Below are 16,421 nucleotides of genomic sequence, written 5' to 3'. Positions count from 1 at the left end.
TAATGGCTAAACATGATCCCTTAGATACGGTATTAAAACTGGCTTTAGAGGCAGAAGAAAAAGCGGCATTGCAACTGAAGTCGGTTCAAATCACGCTTAAAAAGTGCTTGGATCAACAGCAGGCGTTGCAAAACTATCGCCTTGACTATATGAAGCAGATGGAGCAACAACAAGGTAGCGTGATCTCGGCCAGCAACTATCATCAGTTTCATCAATTTATTCGGCAGATTGATGACGCAATCTCTCAACAGGTCATTGCTGTGTCACAAGCTGAAGTGCAAAAAAGTCATAGTCAGCAAAATTGGCAAGCTAAGCAGCAGAAACGTAAAGCCGTTGAGCTACTGCTAGAGCACAAAGCGGAGCAAAGAGCGTTGCTAGCGCGAAAGCAAGAGCAGAAAATGACTGATGAATTTGCGTCTCAGCAGTTTTTTAGGCAGCCACGTCGTTAGTCTGTGCCTGCAACTCACTGATCACTCCCCATAAAAAACATAACTACCATACACTTGGCATTTTTTTTGCTTTAATTTGTAATATTAGTTAGGACTCATAGCAGTTAATTGACGCTTGCTGCCAGAATTGAAGTTGAGGCTCGTCGTCTCAATCGGGGTTGGAGGAAATATGCCACAAATGACCAATGTACTATTAGCCAATGTGGACGTTACTGGTGATAAAGTATCACGAGTGTCTGCTAGCTCGGCGGCTAAAGGCACTGAAAATAGTGAGTTTTCTATCGCCTTGGAACAAGCATCGGTGAATACGAAACAAGAGGCTGCATCCTCAGGTAATGCTGAGCCAATGCCTGCTACCCATACCTCCTTTGACACTGAAGTTGAGCCCAAAGAGGCTAAAAATAGCGATGAGGTGTCTCATGTATTGGCGCAAATTAACCTGGCGACACAATTAGCTGAGGAAGAGACGCTTGCCGTTGGCGGCGCAAATTTGCCGCTTCCAGTGGGGGAGATGTCTAATATCGCTAATTTGCAAGATGTTGATAACACCGCGGAAGCGACTTCAGTGGTAGAAGTCATTAGTGATAAAGTGAATACAGAGCTTAATTCCAGCTTGATTAGTGATAGCGATGACAATGCGGTGCTTGCTCCAGCCGTATCAGATAGTGATGACAATGTGGCGCTTGGGGAGCAAGAGATTGAGTTGCAACTTAACCAACTGACATCATCGCAAATTAACAGCTTAGTCACCCAAAGTGGCTTATCTGAGCAGCAATTGTCTGCGCTACCGCCACAAGCACTCAATGAGATACTTATTGCGATAGAAAGCGATGACCCTTTAAAGCTGCAACAAGCTGTCACGGAAGCTAAGGGAATTCTCGGTCTATTAGCAACTGCAGACCTTAACGGTGCAGAGACAACTATTGCCAATTCGGGTAAGCATGGTGCAGAAGTCGCCCCTGTAACGGTGAACCCAAATAGCAAAGTTGATGTGAATGCAATGGTGAATAGCGAGAATAAACCGACCATGACGGAGGGGAAATCATCAGTATTACCATCGTCAGAGTCGCTTTCTGAACGTGGTAGTATTTTAGGTGAAGCTAAACAAAAAGACACTGAAAGCCAGTATATTAAGGTAGCAAAAACTGAGGTGAACCAAGGGAATGTGCCAACGGTGGATCTTAAGCAGGCTAAACTTGAAGTCACAATGCAAAAGATCCTTGTTTCCCAGCCAGCTGGACAAGAGTTCGCCGATACCTCCAGTAGTGAATCAAAGTTAGCCTCAGCAACGTTATCGCCAATACCAACACCAACATCTATGGCAAGGGGCGAGGCTTTGCCTCAATATCAGGTGTCAATCAAACCGACCGGTGAACCTGCGCAACAGATGCAAGAGATGATTGCTAAGTTTTCTCCCGTCATGCGTCAACAATTAGTCGCGATGGTAAGCCAAGGTGTTCAGCATGCGGAAATTCGACTCGATCCCCCTGAGCTTGGACAGATGATGGTGCGAATTCAAGTACAAGGCGACCAAACACAAGTTCAGTTTCATGTGATGCAGAATCAAACGAAAGATATTGTTGAACAAGCGCTACCTCGTTTGCGAGAGATGTTAGCAGAACAAGGAATGCAGTTAACTGACAGTAATGTTTCTCATGGTGGTGGAGGGCAAGGGCAAGGCGATACTGATTCTAGCGACAGCCAAGGTGATCGCTTGCAGTCTGAAATGGATGAATTATCAGCAGAAGAGAGTCTCCTTGTCTCAAATAGCTCAACAAGTTACCGCTCAGGTATAGATTATTATGCATAAGCAGGTAACCTATAGGGTTAGATGATTGCTCAATTCTATGGGAAGCGCCAAATATCAAAAAGGTATAGTCGCGCGATAGGGATTAAAGATGGCTGAAGAAGAAACACTAGAACTAGAAGAGAACGTCGAGCCTAAAAGTAAAAAGAAGCTGATTATATTTGGCGCAGTTGGTGTCGTGGTTTTATTGATCGTCGCTGGCGTGTTGTGGTTTGTTATGGGATCGAGTGAGTCCACTGCTACCACTGAAGATGGTGAAACACCGACAGAACAAACAGAAGCGGTTAATTCTGGTGAAGCCTTTTATGTAGGCATGCCAAGGCCGTTTCTGTTTAATCTTCCAGGGCAAAATCGCTCCAGATTGGTGGAGATTAAGGTACAGTTGATGGTTCGCGGTCCTGATGATGACGTTTTGATAAAGAAACATATTCCGCTGATTGAGGATGCGCTATTGACTACATTCAGTAGTGCCGACGTTCAAAAACTAAGCTCTCTTGCCGGTAAAGATGAGCTTCGTCAACTGGCACTGCTAAATGTTCAGAATACACTGCAGCCGGTAACAGGTAGAAAAGTCGTTGAAAAAGTGTTGTTTACAGGGTTTGTCATGCAATAAGCATGGTAGATTTTTGAGGTTAAATAATGAATAGGGCGATATTGTGAGTGATCTATTAAGCCAAGACGAAATTGATGCGTTACTGCATGGTGTCGATGACGTTGAAGAGGATGATATAGGTGATGCTGGCTTAGATGCTCGCTCCTATGATTTCTCATCTCAAGATCGTATCGTCCGTGGGCGTATGCCGACGCTTGAAATTGTGAACGAGCGATTTGCACGCCATTTGCGTATCAGTATGTTTAATATGATGCGTCGTGCTGCTGAAGTGTCAATTAACGGCGTGCAGATGCTAAAGTTTGGTGAGTATGTTCACACGTTGTTTGTCCCGACCAGTTTAAACATGGTGAGGTTTAGCCCGTTAAAAGGGACTGCATTGATCACCATGGAAGCTCGTTTGGTGTTTATTCTGGTTGATAACTTTTTTGGTGGAGATGGACGTTTTCACGCCAAAATTGAGGGTCGTGAGTTTACCCCGACAGAGCGCCGGATCGTGCAATTATTGCTGAAGATCATTTTTGAAGATTACAAAGATGCATGGGCGCCGGTGATGGATGTTGAGTTTGATTATCTGGATTCAGAAGTCAACCCTGCTATGGCAAACATCGTTAGCCCAACAGAAGTCGTGGTGGTGAGTTCGTTTCATATCGAGGTCGATGGCGGTGGTGGTGATTTCCATATCACTATGCCTTATTCGATGATTGAGCCAATTCGTGAACTGCTGGATGCTGGTGTTCAAAGTGATACGCAAGACACGGATATGCGTTGGTCGCAAGCATTAAAAGATGAAATTATGGATGTGCAAGTAGGTATTGATGCGACCATAGTGGAGAAAGAGATCTCTTTAAAACAGGTGATGAATTTTAAAGCTGGCGATATTATTCCGGTCGAGATGCCTGAGCATATTGTTATGCGTGTCGAAGATCTGCCTACATACCGTTGTAAGCTGGGCCGGTCGAGAGAGAACTTGGCGCTGAATATCAGAGAGAAGATCCCAAGACCCGAGACCGTAAAATCTGAATTGCAGCTAGTAACCAAGAAAGGTAAGGCTCGCGAAATAACCAATATTTAGATTTCGATTAATTGAGTGTAAAGGTATAAGTAATGAGCACAGAAGATACTGGTGATGATTGGGCTGCAGCAATGGCTGAGCAAGCAATAGAAGAAGCGCAAGTTGCCGAGTTAGATGAGCTTGCAGATAGCTCGAAGCCGTTAACTGAAGAGGAAGCGGCTAAGCTTGATACAATTATGGATATCCCGGTAACCATCTCTATGGAAGTGGGACGTAGTTTTATTAATATTCGTAATTTATTGCAGCTTAACCAAGGCTCGGTGGTTGAACTTGACAGAGTGGCCGGCGAACCTTTGGATGTGATGGTCAATGGCACCTTGATTGCCCATGGCGAAGTGGTTGTTGTTAATGATAAGTTTGGTATTCGCCTTACTGACGTTATCAGCCAAACTGAGCGTATTAAAAAGCTTAAATGAGGTAGTTCAGTGACAATATCATCGCTAATGGTAACGGCTGTAGCCAGTACAACGACTCAGGTCACCGAGCGTGAACCTGCGTTAACGACGATGGCGAATATGTTAGGCGGCCTGATTATTGTTCTGGCGGTGATATTCTTGTTAGCTTACCTTGTTAGGCGTCTCAAGCTTGTTCCAAGTAACCAAGGTGTGTTGAAAACGCTGGCGGTCACGCCGTTAGGACAGCGGGAAAAAATGGTACTAGTTGAGGTGGATGGACAGCAATACTTACTGGGCGTGACATCGGCTCAAGTTACGCTGATTGATAAACTCGACACTCCAATCACAATCGCGCAAGACTCCTTTGCGAGTCGATTGCGTCAAGCGAAGTCATCACAATCATGAAATGGATTATTCTGCTAGTCACCCTAGTTTCAATGCTTTTGCCTGAAGTTGCTTGGGCGCAGGACGGTATTTTGCCCGCAGTGACCGTAACGACCGGTCCAGATGGTTCGACCCAGTACTCAGTCACCATGCAGATCCTATTGCTGATGACAGCACTGAGTTTTTTGCCTGCCATGGTCATCATGTTGACCTCCTTTACGCGGATCATCGTGGTACTGTCAATTTTGCGTCAAGCCATTGGTTTACAACAGACGCCATCAAACCAAGTGTTGATTGGTATGAGTTTGTTTATGACCTTTTTTATTATGGCGCCAGTGTTCGATAGAATTTATGCCGACGCTGTAAAACCCTATATTGATGAATCACTCACCATTGAGCAGGCATTTGATACTGGCAAAGGCCCACTTAAAGAGTTTATGTTGGCACAAACTCGAATCACGGATCTGCAGACTTTTATCGAAATTTCCGGTTACCAGAATATTCAATCACCAGAAGCTGCGCCGATGAGTGTGCTGATCCCAGCGTTTATTACCAGCGAGCTCAAGACCGCATTTCAAATTGGTTTTATGTTGTTCGTTCCCTTTTTGGTGTTGGATTTAGTGGTGGCGAGTATTTTGATGGCCATGGGTATGATGATGCTGTCACCTATGATTGTGTCATTACCTTTTAAAATTATGCTGTTTGTCCTCGTTGACGGCTGGAGCCTCGTGATGGGGACCTTGGCCAATAGTTTCGGGATTTAGGGGGCGCTATGTCACCAGAAGCTCTCATTGATATTTTTCGAGAAGCGCTCTCTGTGATCGTCACCATTGTGTCGATGATTATTGTCCCAGGGTTGGTAATTGGTCTGGTGGTAGCGGTTTTTCAGGCGGCTACCTCTATTAACGAACAGACGCTAAGTTTTCTGCCTCGCTTATTAACCACTCTATTTGCTTTAATGTTTCTAGGCCATCTTTTGGTGCAAATCATGATGGAGTTTTTCCTAGAAATGGTAAATATGATCCCACAAGTTATAGGTTAATGATGAGGCTATTTAACTTAGATAAAATAGCCTGTTGTCTGACCAAATTTAAAATGAGGAAGTAGATATGGAGGTGTTGTTATCGACGATGATGCAGACTCTATCTGCTTATATGTGGCCGCTTTATCGCGTTTCTGCCATGTTGATGGTGATGGCCGTTTTTGGTGCAAATACCACACCTGTTCGCGTGCGCTTACTGCTTTCAGTGGCAATCACTTTTGCTATCGCCCCTGTTTTGCCCGTTAATACTGACGTGGAACTGTTTTCGCTTGGCGCCGTATTTGTGTCATTTCAACAAATTCTTATCGGCGTTGCTATGGGGTTTGTCACCTTACTTATCATGCAAACCTTTGTATTAACAGGACAGATTATTGGTATGCAGACCAGTTTGGGGTTCGCATCGATGGTCGATCCTAGCTCCGGCCAACAAACACCGGTGATCGGTAATTTCTTTTTGCTATTAACAACCATGATATTTCTTGCCGTCGATGGTCATCTAGTGCTGATCCGCATGCTGGTTGCCAGTTTTGATACCATACCCGTTTCGATGCAAGGGATCTCTATTCAAAGCTATCGTAAGTTAGCTGAGTGGGGCGCTTATATGTTTGGTGCCGCACTCACTATGTCTATTTCGGCGATTGTCGCGCTACTGCTGATCAACCTCTCTTTTGGTGTGATGACCCGCGCTTCACCTCAGCTAAATATTTTCGCTATCGGTTTCCCGGTAACCATGGTGAGTGGTCTGATCATTTTATGGTTAACCCTTACGCCTATTATGGCCCACTTTGATGAAGTGTGGACGTCGGCGCAGTTGTTGTTGTGTGATGTGCTCTACTTGCAATGTAACACCGATGGGAGCTTCTAGTGGCTGAGAATGATTCAAGTCAAGAGAAAACCGAAGAGGCCACACCCAGGCGAAAGTCACAGGCGAGAGAAAAAGGCCAAGTTGCTCGGTCAAAGGAGTTAGGAACATCAGCGGTATTAATGTCTGCGGCTGTTGGCTTTGCCATGGTTGGGCCCAGCTTAGGCCGTGCACTGCAGACTTTAATGGGAAATCTATTCGATATGGATAGAGCCGAAATATACGATACCAACACCATGTTCAATGTGTGGCAGGTGGTGTTTAGTGAGTTGGCAATCCCTTTAGCGGGCTTGATACTGTTTTTAGCTTTTGTGGCGTTTTTAGGCAATATTGTCATTGGGGGCATCACCTTCTCAGTCAAAGCCTTTATGCCAAAAGGCAGTAAGATGAACCCTATTAGTGGATTTAAGCGCATGTTTGGTGTGCAAGCACTGGTTGAGCTGACTAAGGGGATCGCCAAGTTCTCTGTTGTCGCGTTGATGGCGTATTTCCTGCTGAGCTACTATTTTTTTGATATTTTGACTCTCTCTCAAGGGCATTTACCGAGTAACGTCTACAACGCATTGGATCTTTTGGTGTGGATGTTTATTGTGCTCTGTTCATCTACCGTTATTATTGTGGTAATCGATGTGCCGTTTCAAATTTGGAACCACAATAAGCAGCTGCGGATGACCAAGCAGGAGATTAAAGATGAGTATAAAGACACGGAAGGACAGCCAGAAGTAAAAGGGCGCGTTAGGCAGATGCAGCGTGAAATGGCGCAACGACGCATGATGGCAGAAGTGCCTAATGCCGATGTTATTGTGGTTAATCCTGAACACTATGCGGTGGCGGTAAAGTACGATGTGATGAAGGCATCAGCTCCTTATGTATTGGCTAAAGGGGTCGATGATGTTGCCTTTAAAATACGAGAAATTGCTCGCGAACATGATGTTGCTATTGTATCTGCGCCGCCGTTAGCCCGAGCGATTTACCATACCACCAAAGTGGATCAAGAGATCCCTGAAGGGCTCTTTACGGCGGTAGCTCAAGTGCTCGCCTATGTGTTTCAGTTACGTCAATATCAAGAGAAAGGCGGAAAAAGACCCACCCCTATTCCACTCAATCAACCCATTCCCGATGAGCTAAAACATTAAAAGCTGAACATCACAGCTCTTGTTATCATGCCAATCGTATGCTCAAGGATGTCGATGTTTTAGTCACTTAAAAGTCACTGAGTCTAGGTTGGCGTAGTTCTTGCTGATACCTGTATTAGATGTCAAAGTTCAGGCGCTATATTGATGGATTTTAAAGCAACCTTAGGTCAAATAAAGCAAGTTAGGCCCGCAAATTTTAAAGGGGTAGGGACTCCTGTACTCGTTTTGGCGGCCCTCGCCATGATTGTACTGCCGATACCGGCCTTTTTACTCGACATTTTATTCTCATTTAATATTGCGCTAGCCTTGGTTGTGTTATTGGTCGCTATCTACACCAATAGGCCGCTCGATTTTGCTGCATTTCCTACCGTACTCTTAGTTGCAACCCTATTAAGGTTGGCGTTGAACGTTGCCTCCACACGTATTGTATTGCTTGAAGGCCATAATGGTGGAGATGCCGCTGGTAAGGTAATTGAAGCCTTTGGTTCTGTTGTCATAGGTGGTAACTATGCGGTCGGTTTAGTGGTGTTCCTTATCTTAATTATCATCAACTTTGCCGTGGTCACCAAAGGTGCTGGACGTATTTCAGAAGTTAGTGCCCGCTTTACTCTCGATGCAATGCCTGGCAAGCAGATGGCGATTGATGCCGATTTAAATGCCGGCGTTCTAAATCAAGATCAAGCTCGTATTAGACGCGCCGAAGTGACTAAAGAGGCAGATTTTTACGGTGCGATGGATGGTGCCTCTAAGTTTGTTAAAGGTGATGCGATAGCCGGCATCATGATTTTGGTTATCAACATTTTAGGCGGTTTTGTTATTGGTATGGCACAGCACGGCTTAGACTTCTCCTCCGCCGTAGAAATCTATACCCTACTGACGATTGGTGATGGTTTGGTTGCGCAGATCCCCGGTCTATTGCTCTCTATTGCCGCAGCGCTAATGGTGACCAGACAGAACGAATCGGGTGATATGGGCCAGATGGTAATGAGTCAGATGTTTGATAGCCCTAAGTCGTTGGCTATTGCATCTGGTGTGCTGCTTATTATGGGTATCGTTCCTGGTATGCCGCATTTAGCTTTTCTCTCATTTGGTTTTATCACCGCTGGTGGCGCGTACTTTATTCACCGTAAAAAAGAGATGGATCGCCAACAAGCGCTTGAGCTTGCCAAAACATCTCCTGCTACGCCAGGTGACGCGAAACCTAAAGAACTTAGTTGGGATGATGTTCAACATGTTGATACCATTGGCTTGGAGGTTGGCTATCGCTTAATCCCGTTAGTGGATAAAGGCCAAGGTGGTGAGCTATTAGGCAGGATTAAAGGTGTGCGTAAGAAGCTCTCGCAGGAGCTAGGTTTCTTAGTTCCTGCAGTGCACATTCGCGATAATTTGGATTTGTCACCGAATACTTATCGTATTTCTTTGATGGGGGTGGCATCCGGCGAGGCGGAAATACGTCACGATTGCGAGCTGGCGATTAACCCGGGCCAGGTATACGGTAAGCTGGATGGTGTGGAAACCACCGACCCTGCATTTGGCCTAGAAGCGGTATGGATTGCTCCAGAGCTGCGTGAACATGCGCAGACAATGGGCTATACGGTTGTCGACGCCGCAACGGTGGTGGCTACCCACTTGAGTCAATTGTTAACCAATAACGCCTCTAAATTGCTCGGTTACGAAGAGGTGCAGCAGCTTATGGATATGCTGGCTAAGCATTCACCTAAGCTTGTGGGGGGCTTTATTCCCGATGTTATGCCGCTCGGAACTGTGGTGAAAGTGATGCAGAACCTGCTGAATGAAGGGGTGTCGATTCGTGATCTTAAGACGATTGTTCAAACCTTGCTTGAGTACGGGCCTAAGAGTAATGATACCGAAGTGCTTACTGCTGCTGTGCGTATTGCACTAAAACGTATGATCGTGCAGGAAATTAGTGGTCCAGAACTCGAAATTCCCGTCATTACTTTGGCGCCAGAGTTGGAACAGATGTTGCATCAGTCAATGCAGGCGACAGGCGGAGAAGGTCCTAATATAGAGCCAAGTCTAGCTGAACGTATGCAGCAATCGTTACTCGATGCATCGCAGCGCCAAGAGATGGTCGGTCAGCCAGCCATCTTATTAACATCAGGTATGTTGCGGTCGACCTTGTCTCGATTTGTTAAACATACGATTCCAAATTTACGGGTGATCTCTTATCAAGAGGTGCCAGATGAAAAGCAAATACGCATCGTATCAGCGGTTGGTCAGTAGAGGGTATTTAGGTGAAAATTAAACGTTTTTTAGCAAAAGATATGCGCTCTGCTCTGGCTCAAGTTAAAGAGACTTTAGGCTCTGATGCGGTGATCATGTCTAATAAAAAAGTGACCGGTGGCATTGAGATCGTTGCGGCGGTGGATTATGACGAGCCTAAATCTAAAGGCGAGCCCGTTTCACCAGTGTCTCAACCCTCTTTTCTCAACCTTGCCGAAGAGAAGGTCTCTATTGGACGCCAACCGATAAAGACTGAATCAAAAAGAAATCCTGCACCCGTTGCAGACTCTTTACAGGCACTATTGGAACGTCAACAGGGCCGTGTTGATCAACAGATGAGTCAGACGAACGATGACCTAGACATGCCTGAATGGGCTAAAGGGTTACAGGCATCTAAAAGTGAGCCGGCAAAGCCTCGCTTGGATGAGACCAGAACTGCGCAGATGCCAAAGCGTGACAAGGGCCGTGAACAGAGTGCTGAAATCGAATTAATGCGTGAAGAGCTCGCCTCGCTACGCAATTTGTTAACTCATCAAGTGACTTCCTTGATTACCGAGCAGAAAACCAGAGTCGATCCTGTTGGTGCCATGTTAGAGAGTCGCTTGCTCGATGCGGAGTTTTCTCCCGAAGTTGCAGCTAAGCTTTCTAGTCTCAGTGAACATTATCCGCCGGCAGAATTGGTTAAGACACTGCCAAGAAGTTTAGCGAATATGCTCGATAATCAAGGCGATGATATCGTTCGTCAAGGTGGCGTGGTAGCATTTGTTGGGCCAACTGGTGTTGGTAAAACCACAAGTGTTGCAAAATTAGCCGCGAGATTTGCTGCTCATCATGGTTCAGATCAAGTTGCATTGATAACAACCGATCATTATCGCATTGGAGCCTTTGAGCAATTGGCAACCTATGGCAAAATAATGGGATGTCCGGTTAAGCAAGCTCATGATCTGAATGAGTTGGAACAAATACTTTATCAGTTTCGTAATCGCAAGCTAGTATTGATAGATACGGCTGGAATGGGACAGCGAGATGTGCGATTGTTTCAGCAACTAGATAATTTAACTGCAAATAGCAGATTACCTATACGCAGTTATCTGGTACTGTCATCTACAAGCCAGAGAAGAGTGCTAGAAGATGCAGTGAAACAGTTCACCAGAATACCTTTGTCTGGTGCAATTTTGACCAAACTAGATGAGTCAGTTGCATTAGCACCAGCATTAAGCGTATTGATCCAAAGTGGGTTACCATTAAGTTATGTCACTGATGGTCAAAGAGTTCCAGAAGATATGCAAGTGGCCGATACGTTAGCGTTGGCAAACAAAGCCCTTTCGGTACTAGAAAAGAAAGAGCAACCAATACAAAACACTGAAAGGTCGTATGAACAGGCCTATGCATTTGAGTAAAATAATGAGTCGGGATCAAGCAAGCGGTTTACGTATGATGAATCAACCATATAACGAAAAAGTAAAAGTAATTGCCGTATCAGGTGGTAAAGGTGGCGTTGGTAAAACTAGCGTATCAATCAATACCGCGGTCTCGTTGGCGGAAAAGGGCAAGCGTGTGCTTGTGCTCGACGCTGACCTTGGCTTAGCTAATGTCGATGTGATGTTAGGCTTAAGGGCTGAACGTAATCTTTCTCATGTACTTTCTGGTGATGCAGACCTTGACGATATTATTGTCAGAGGCCCAAAAGGTATCGGGATTATACCTGCTACATCAGGTACGCAAGCCATGGTAGAGCTGACACAAGCACAGCATGCTGGACTGATTCGTGCTTTTAGTGAGATGCGCACACAGTTTGATATATTAATTGTCGACACGGCTGCAGGTATCTCTGATATGGTGCTGAGCTTTTCTCGTGCGTCACAAGATGTGTTGATCGTTGTGTGCGATGAACCGACATCGATCACCGATGCGTATGCGTTGATCAAGATCCTAAGTCGCGAGCATGGGGTGTTCCGTTTCAAAATTGTTGCAAATATGGTGAGAAGTCTACGCGAAGGTATGGAATTGTTTGCTAAACTAAGCAAAGTAACCGATCGTTTTCTCGATGTCGCACTTGAACTCGTTGCAACGATTCCATTTGATGAAAACCTCAGAAAATCAGTTCGTAAACAAAAATTGATAGTAGAAGCGTTCCCTAAATCGCCAGCATCAATTGCATATCATGGATTGGCCAATAAAATCATTAGTTGGCCAGTACCGCAACAACCTGGTGGGCATTTAGAGTTCTTTGTAGAAAGGTTGGTCCAACGTCCAGAGTACCAAGAGGATCGTGCGAGTGAGTAAAGCCTCAGCGTATACTTGTTTAGATAATAAAGCTTCTATCGTTGAACAGTATGCACCGTTGGTTAAAAGGATTGCTCATCATTTGTTAGCGCGGTTGCCCGCTTCTGTTCAATTGGATGACCTGTTACAGGCTGGCATGATGGGATTGTTAGAAGCCTCATCAAAATTTGACGGCAGTAAAGGTGCAAAGTTTGAAACGTTTGCAGGCATACGTATTCGAGGCTCAATGCTCGATGAAATACGCCGCGGAGACTGGGTTCCACGCTCTGTACATCGCAATCAACGTCGTGTCGCACAAGTGATAGATGAGCTAGAACAGGAGTTAGGTCGTGATGCAAAAGACAATGAAATTGCAGACCGACTTGATATGACACTGGATGAGTACCATCATATTCTTAATGATGTATCGGTTGGAAAAGTAGTTGGGATTGAAGATCTTGGGGTTTCGGTCGATGTAATAAGACATGATGAAGAATCCCAAGATGATGCATTCGAGGCGCTTGCTGAAACTCAGTTTCATGAAGCCTTGGTAGAAGCCATCAAACTTTTACCAGAAAGAGATGGTTTAGTTTTGTCGTTATATTATGACGAAGCATTAAATTTAAAAGAGATTGGTGCAGTACTTGATGTTAGCGAGTCTCGAGTTAGCCAGATACATAGTCAGGCAATGCTCAGGCTAAAGGCTAAACTTAAGCATTGGACCAAAATATAACGATTACATGAGCAAAATAAAAACAGCTCCGCGGAGGAAACCTTGGACAAGAATATGAAGATTCTCGTTGTTGACGACTTTTCGACAATGAGGCGTATCATCAAGAACTTGTTAAGAGACTTGGGTTTTAACAATACTCAGGAAGCAGATGACGGGTCAACGGCGTTGCCGATGTTGCAAAAAGGCGATTTTGACTTTGTTGTTACCGATTGGAACATGCCTGGTATGCAGGGGATCGATCTATTGAAAGCGATCCGTGCCGATGACGAACTTAAGCACATACCTGTATTGATGGTAACTGCGGAAGCGAAAAGGGAACAGATCATTGCAGCAGCCCAAGCTGGTGTAAATGGTTATGTGGTTAAACCTTTTACTGCAGCGACATTGAAAGAGAAGTTAGACAAAATTTTCGAACGACTCGGTTAATCAAGGTTAAGCTATGCAGGCAGAAACTTCAGGGCTGATTAGTTTAGCGCAAGCAAAGCAACTCGTAGAGTTGCTTCAAGCTAATGAGCAAGAACAAGCTGACGAGATAGTTAGAGAACTCGCCACCCCTATTCAAAAAGAGCTTTTTGATGAGGTCGGCCGTCTAACACGTCAACTTCATAGCGCTATCGTTGACTTTCAGGTTGATGGTCGCTTAGTCGAGTTGGCTAATAGCGAAATACCAGATGCCAAAGAACGGCTTAACTATGTTATTGATATGACAGAACAAGCTGCAAATAAGACGATGGATGCGGTCGAAGAGTCTCTGCCATTGGCGGATGCGTTAACAGCCAATGTACAAGCCGTCAAACCATCTTGGGACAGGTTAATGAAGCGAGATCTACAGCTTCATGAATTTAAAGCCCTGTGCCACGATGTCCAGCAATTTATCGAGCGAAGCGAGTCTGACTCGAATCGCTTAAAAGAATTACTCAATAATATTTTACTTGCTCAAGACTTCCAAGATTTGACGGGACAAATGATCCGTCGAGTGATTGAGTTAGTCCGTGAAGTTGAAAACAATCTCGTTTCAATGTTGACCGTATTCGGTGAACAGCCCGTATCAGAGAAGCCGCTTGAGCTAGATAAGAGCGTGGAAGCAGAAGGTCCTATTATGAACGCAGAATTGCGTGATGATGTCGTGACGGGACAAGATGAAGTCGATGACTTACTTTCGAGTCTGGGTTTCTAAGTAGGAGTCATATTAATGTCCTTTGATGTTGATGAAGAGATACTGCAGGACTTTTTGATTGAAGCAGGAGAGATCCTAGAGCTTCTATCTGAACAGCTTGTCGCCCTGGAAAATAATCCAGATGACACTGAACTGCTGAATGCTATTTTCAGAGGGTTCCATACCGTTAAAGGTGGCGCTGGATTTCTCAGCTTGACCCCAATGGTTGATGTTTGCCACGAGGCAGAAAATACCTTTGATTTGCTGCGCACGGGTAAACGAAGTGTATCGGCTGAGCTGATGGATATTATTTTGCAAGCCGTTGATGCGATCAACTCGATGTTTGCAGAGACTCAAGCAGGACAGCAACAAAGTCCTGCTGATGCTGAGCTCCTGGCGTGCCTAAAATTACTGAGTTCTGGTGGTTTATTACCATCAGAGGGCGGTGCCACTGCAGAGCCAGAAGCGGTTGTAGAGCCCGTTATCGAAGAACCCCCAGTCATTGAAAGTGTCTCTGAGCCTGTTGTTGAGCAGGCCGTTGGTGATATCGACGAGATCGATGAATCAGAGTTTGAAGCCCTGCTTGACGCATTGCATGGTTCAGGAAAAGGCCCTGCAGTTTCGGATAAAGCACCTAGCCCTGCGGCAAGTGGTAATGATGATATTACCGATGATGAATTTGAATCACTGCTTGATGAGCTTCATGGTTCAGGTTCATTTAAATCAGAAGGTTCCAAGCCGGCCGTCGAGCCAGAGCCTGCTGCACCGCCAGTGGATTCAGATGAGATAACCGACGATGAGTTCGAGAAGTTACTCGATGAACTTCATGGTTCTGGTGCGCCGAATGTTGTCGCTGATGCCGGTAATAAACCTGCAGCAGTACCACCTAAGGCCGCTGCCCCCGTTGTCGCTCCGAAACCTGCTCTAGCACCAACTCCACAAGCTGCTGCTCCAGTTGTGAAAGAGAAAGCCCCAGTTGCTAAAGCGCCTTCGCAAAATATGCCGCAAGCTGAGACAACTGTTCGTGTAGATACCGCAAGGCTCGATCAGATCATGAATATGGTTGGCGAACTAGTATTGGTGCGTAATCGCTTACTGAGTTTAGGGATATCTCGTGATGATGAAGATATGTCTAAAGCATTAGCCAACTTAGATTTAGTCACAGCCGATCTTCAGGGCGCGGTGATGAAAACTCGCATGCAGCCCATTAAGAAAGTGTTTGGTCGCTTTCCTCGGGTTGTGCGTGATTTGGCGAGAAGCTTAAGTAAAGAGATTGATCTTCGTATGATAGGTGAAGATACAGATCTCGATAAAAACCTGGTTGAAGCACTGGCAGATCCATTGGTCCATTTGGTGCGTAACTCTGTCGATCACGGCATTGAGATGCCAGATGAGCGTGAAGCCAATGGGAAATCAAGAACCGGTACCATTACCCTATCTGCGAGTCAGGAAGGCGATCATATTCTTCTTAAAATTGAAGATGATGGTGCAGGGATGGACCCTGATAAACTTAAGCAAATCGCTATTACTCGCGGTGTACTCGATGAAGATGCTGCGGCCAGAATGTCAGATTCAGAAGCGTATAATCTGATTTTTGCACCGGGGTTCTCAACAAAGGTTGAAATCTCTGATATTTCAGGTCGTGGTGTGGGGATGGATGTCGTCAAGACTCGTATTACTCAGCTAAACGGTACTGTACATATTGACTCCCTTAAAGGTAAAGGGACCGTATTAGAGATTAAAGTCCCTCTAACTTTAGCTATTATGCCGACACTGATGGTTGGAGTGGCTGAGCAGGTCTTTGCATTACCACTATCGAGTGTCAGTGAAATATTCCACTTAGATTTGACCAAAACCAATATCGTTAATGGTCAATTGACAGTGATCGTGCGTGATAAGGCTGTGCCACTCTTCTACCTCGAATATTGGCTGAGTCGTAAAGAGGTCAACTTTAAGCATGGTGATAAGAAACACGGTCATGTGGTGATTGTTCAGCTAGGCACGATGCAAATTGGTTTTGTTGTTGATTCGCTCATTGGACAAGAAGAAGTCGTGATTAAACCGCTCGGTACCTTGCTTCACGGAACTCCAGGTATGGCAGGAGCGACCATTACCTCCGATGGTGGAATAGCATTGATTCTTGATGTGCCAGGCTTATTAAAACATTACGCGAAAAACAAGAATTAGTAAGGTTATGAGATAGCGGAAACTTAAACTGGCGTGATACCTAGCCGTATCACGCGCTGTTTCTGGACTGATGATC

Annotated in this window: 17 protein-coding genes; all 17 read left to right on the top strand. The window is 45.2% G+C overall.

The features are described from left to right. Nucleotides 1–2 precede the first annotated feature (2 nt). A complete protein-coding gene (fliJ, locus tag BEL05_RS07285; protein ID WP_069670759.1) occupies nucleotides 3–449 on the top strand; it encodes a flagellar export protein FliJ in 447 nt (148 codons plus the stop codon). Between the two features lie 169 nt (nucleotides 450–618). Continuing rightward, nucleotides 619–2,259 (top strand): flagellar hook-length control protein FliK, encoded by a 1,641-nt coding sequence (locus BEL05_RS07280; protein WP_069670758.1) that lies wholly within the window; start codon nucleotides 619–621, stop codon nucleotides 2,257–2,259. A gap of 88 nt (nucleotides 2,260–2,347) precedes the next feature. Next, on the top strand, nucleotides 2,348–2,869 hold the full coding sequence (gene fliL, locus BEL05_RS07275; RefSeq protein WP_069670757.1) for a flagellar basal body-associated protein FliL: 522 nt from the start codon (nucleotides 2,348–2,350) through the stop codon (nucleotides 2,867–2,869). A gap of 43 nt (nucleotides 2,870–2,912) precedes the next feature. Further along, a complete protein-coding gene (fliM, locus tag BEL05_RS07270; protein ID WP_028765208.1) occupies nucleotides 2,913–3,941 on the top strand; it encodes a flagellar motor switch protein FliM in 1,029 nt (342 codons plus the stop codon). Between the two features lie 32 nt (nucleotides 3,942–3,973). Continuing rightward, a complete protein-coding gene (gene fliN, locus BEL05_RS07265; protein WP_028765207.1) occupies nucleotides 3,974–4,357 on the top strand; it encodes a flagellar motor switch protein FliN in 384 nt (127 codons plus the stop codon). 27 nt (nucleotides 4,358–4,384) lie between these two features. Then, nucleotides 4,385–4,741, top strand: a complete 357-nt coding sequence (gene fliO / locus BEL05_RS07260; protein WP_037429292.1) for a flagellar biosynthetic protein FliO — start codon at nucleotides 4,385–4,387, stop codon at nucleotides 4,739–4,741. Then, the gene (fliP, locus tag BEL05_RS07255; RefSeq protein WP_028765205.1) at nucleotides 4,738–5,484 is read left to right on the top strand and encodes a flagellar type III secretion system pore protein FliP; all 747 of its coding nucleotides are present in this window, start codon (nucleotides 4,738–4,740) and stop codon (nucleotides 5,482–5,484) included. Before fliO ends, fliP begins: the two co-directional genes overlap by 4 nt. Before the next feature lie 8 nt (nucleotides 5,485–5,492). Beyond that, nucleotides 5,493–5,762: a flagellar biosynthetic protein FliQ gene (locus BEL05_RS07250; protein ID WP_028765204.1), complete on the top strand. Its 270-nt coding sequence runs from the start codon at nucleotides 5,493–5,495 to the stop codon at nucleotides 5,760–5,762. A gap of 67 nt (nucleotides 5,763–5,829) precedes the next feature. After that, on the top strand, nucleotides 5,830–6,627 hold the full coding sequence (fliR, locus tag BEL05_RS07245; RefSeq protein ID WP_069670755.1) for a flagellar biosynthetic protein FliR: 798 nt from the start codon (nucleotides 5,830–5,832) through the stop codon (nucleotides 6,625–6,627). Next, complete coding sequence (gene flhB, locus BEL05_RS07240; RefSeq protein ID WP_069670754.1) at nucleotides 6,627–7,760, top strand: flagellar biosynthesis protein FlhB; 1,134 nt, start codon at nucleotides 6,627–6,629, stop codon at nucleotides 7,758–7,760. The genes fliR and flhB overlap by 1 nt, the downstream gene beginning before the upstream one ends. A 144-nt stretch (nucleotides 7,761–7,904) precedes the next feature. Next, nucleotides 7,905–10,004, top strand: a complete 2,100-nt coding sequence (flhA, locus tag BEL05_RS07235; RefSeq protein ID WP_069670753.1) for a flagellar biosynthesis protein FlhA — start codon at nucleotides 7,905–7,907, stop codon at nucleotides 10,002–10,004. Nucleotides 10,005–10,015: 11 nt separating this feature from the next. Beyond that, the gene (gene flhF, locus BEL05_RS07230; RefSeq protein ID WP_069670752.1) at nucleotides 10,016–11,404 is read left to right on the top strand and encodes a flagellar biosynthesis GTPase FlhF; all 1,389 of its coding nucleotides are present in this window, start codon (nucleotides 10,016–10,018) and stop codon (nucleotides 11,402–11,404) included. 4 nt (nucleotides 11,405–11,408) lie between these two features. Then, nucleotides 11,409–12,290 carry a MinD/ParA family protein gene (locus tag BEL05_RS07225; RefSeq protein ID WP_028765199.1) on the top strand — a complete coding sequence of 294 codons (882 nt, stop codon included), beginning with the start codon at nucleotides 11,409–11,411 and terminating at the stop codon, nucleotides 12,288–12,290. After that, on the top strand, nucleotides 12,283–13,002 hold the full coding sequence (locus BEL05_RS07220) for an RNA polymerase sigma factor FliA (RefSeq protein ID WP_028765198.1): 720 nt from the start codon (nucleotides 12,283–12,285) through the stop codon (nucleotides 13,000–13,002). The genes BEL05_RS07225 and BEL05_RS07220 overlap by 8 nt, the downstream gene beginning before the upstream one ends. Before the next feature lie 42 nt (nucleotides 13,003–13,044). Continuing rightward, nucleotides 13,045–13,428, top strand: coding sequence for a chemotaxis response regulator CheY (gene cheY / locus BEL05_RS07215; protein ID WP_081730747.1), 384 nt, complete (start codon nucleotides 13,045–13,047; stop codon nucleotides 13,426–13,428). A gap of 13 nt (nucleotides 13,429–13,441) precedes the next feature. Continuing rightward, complete coding sequence (locus BEL05_RS07210) at nucleotides 13,442–14,179, top strand: protein phosphatase CheZ (protein WP_028765196.1); 738 nt, start codon at nucleotides 13,442–13,444, stop codon at nucleotides 14,177–14,179. 15 nt (nucleotides 14,180–14,194) lie between these two features. Then, on the top strand, nucleotides 14,195–16,345 hold the full coding sequence (locus BEL05_RS07205; RefSeq protein WP_069670751.1) for a chemotaxis protein CheA: 2,151 nt from the start codon (nucleotides 14,195–14,197) through the stop codon (nucleotides 16,343–16,345). The last annotated feature ends 76 nt before the right edge of the window (nucleotides 16,346–16,421 follow it).

The sequence above is a fragment of the Shewanella colwelliana genome (assembly GCF_001735525.1).
GTDB classification, from domain to species: Bacteria; Pseudomonadota; Gammaproteobacteria; order Enterobacterales; family Shewanellaceae; genus Shewanella; species Shewanella colwelliana.
Note: the sequence above shows the minus strand (reverse complement) of the source record. Positions and strands in the feature narration are given on the sequence as shown.

Coding starts and splice junctions, on each gene's coding strand:
- fliR (WP_069670755.1), top strand. CDS start 5,830: ATGGAGGTGTTGTTATCGACGATGATGCAGACTCTATCTGCTTATATG.
- BEL05_RS07280 (WP_069670758.1), top strand. CDS start 619: ATGCCACAAATGACCAATGTACTATTAGCCAATGTGGACGTTACTGGT.
- fliN (WP_028765207.1), top strand. CDS start 3,974: ATGAGCACAGAAGATACTGGTGATGATTGGGCTGCAGCAATGGCTGAG.
- BEL05_RS07250 (WP_028765204.1), top strand. CDS start 5,493: ATGTCACCAGAAGCTCTCATTGATATTTTTCGAGAAGCGCTCTCTGTG.
- fliJ (WP_069670759.1), top strand. CDS start 3: ATGGCTAAACATGATCCCTTAGATACGGTATTAAAACTGGCTTTAGAG.
- fliL (WP_069670757.1), top strand. CDS start 2,348: ATGGCTGAAGAAGAAACACTAGAACTAGAAGAGAACGTCGAGCCTAAA.
- BEL05_RS07205 (WP_069670751.1), top strand. CDS start 14,195: ATGTCCTTTGATGTTGATGAAGAGATACTGCAGGACTTTTTGATTGAA.
- flhA (WP_069670753.1), top strand. CDS start 7,905: ATGGATTTTAAAGCAACCTTAGGTCAAATAAAGCAAGTTAGGCCCGCA.
- fliO (WP_037429292.1), top strand. CDS start 4,385: ATGGTAACGGCTGTAGCCAGTACAACGACTCAGGTCACCGAGCGTGAA.
- BEL05_RS07225 (WP_028765199.1), top strand. CDS start 11,409: ATGAGTCGGGATCAAGCAAGCGGTTTACGTATGATGAATCAACCATAT.
- BEL05_RS07210 (WP_028765196.1), top strand. CDS start 13,442: ATGCAGGCAGAAACTTCAGGGCTGATTAGTTTAGCGCAAGCAAAGCAA.
- fliP (WP_028765205.1), top strand. CDS start 4,738: ATGAAATGGATTATTCTGCTAGTCACCCTAGTTTCAATGCTTTTGCCT.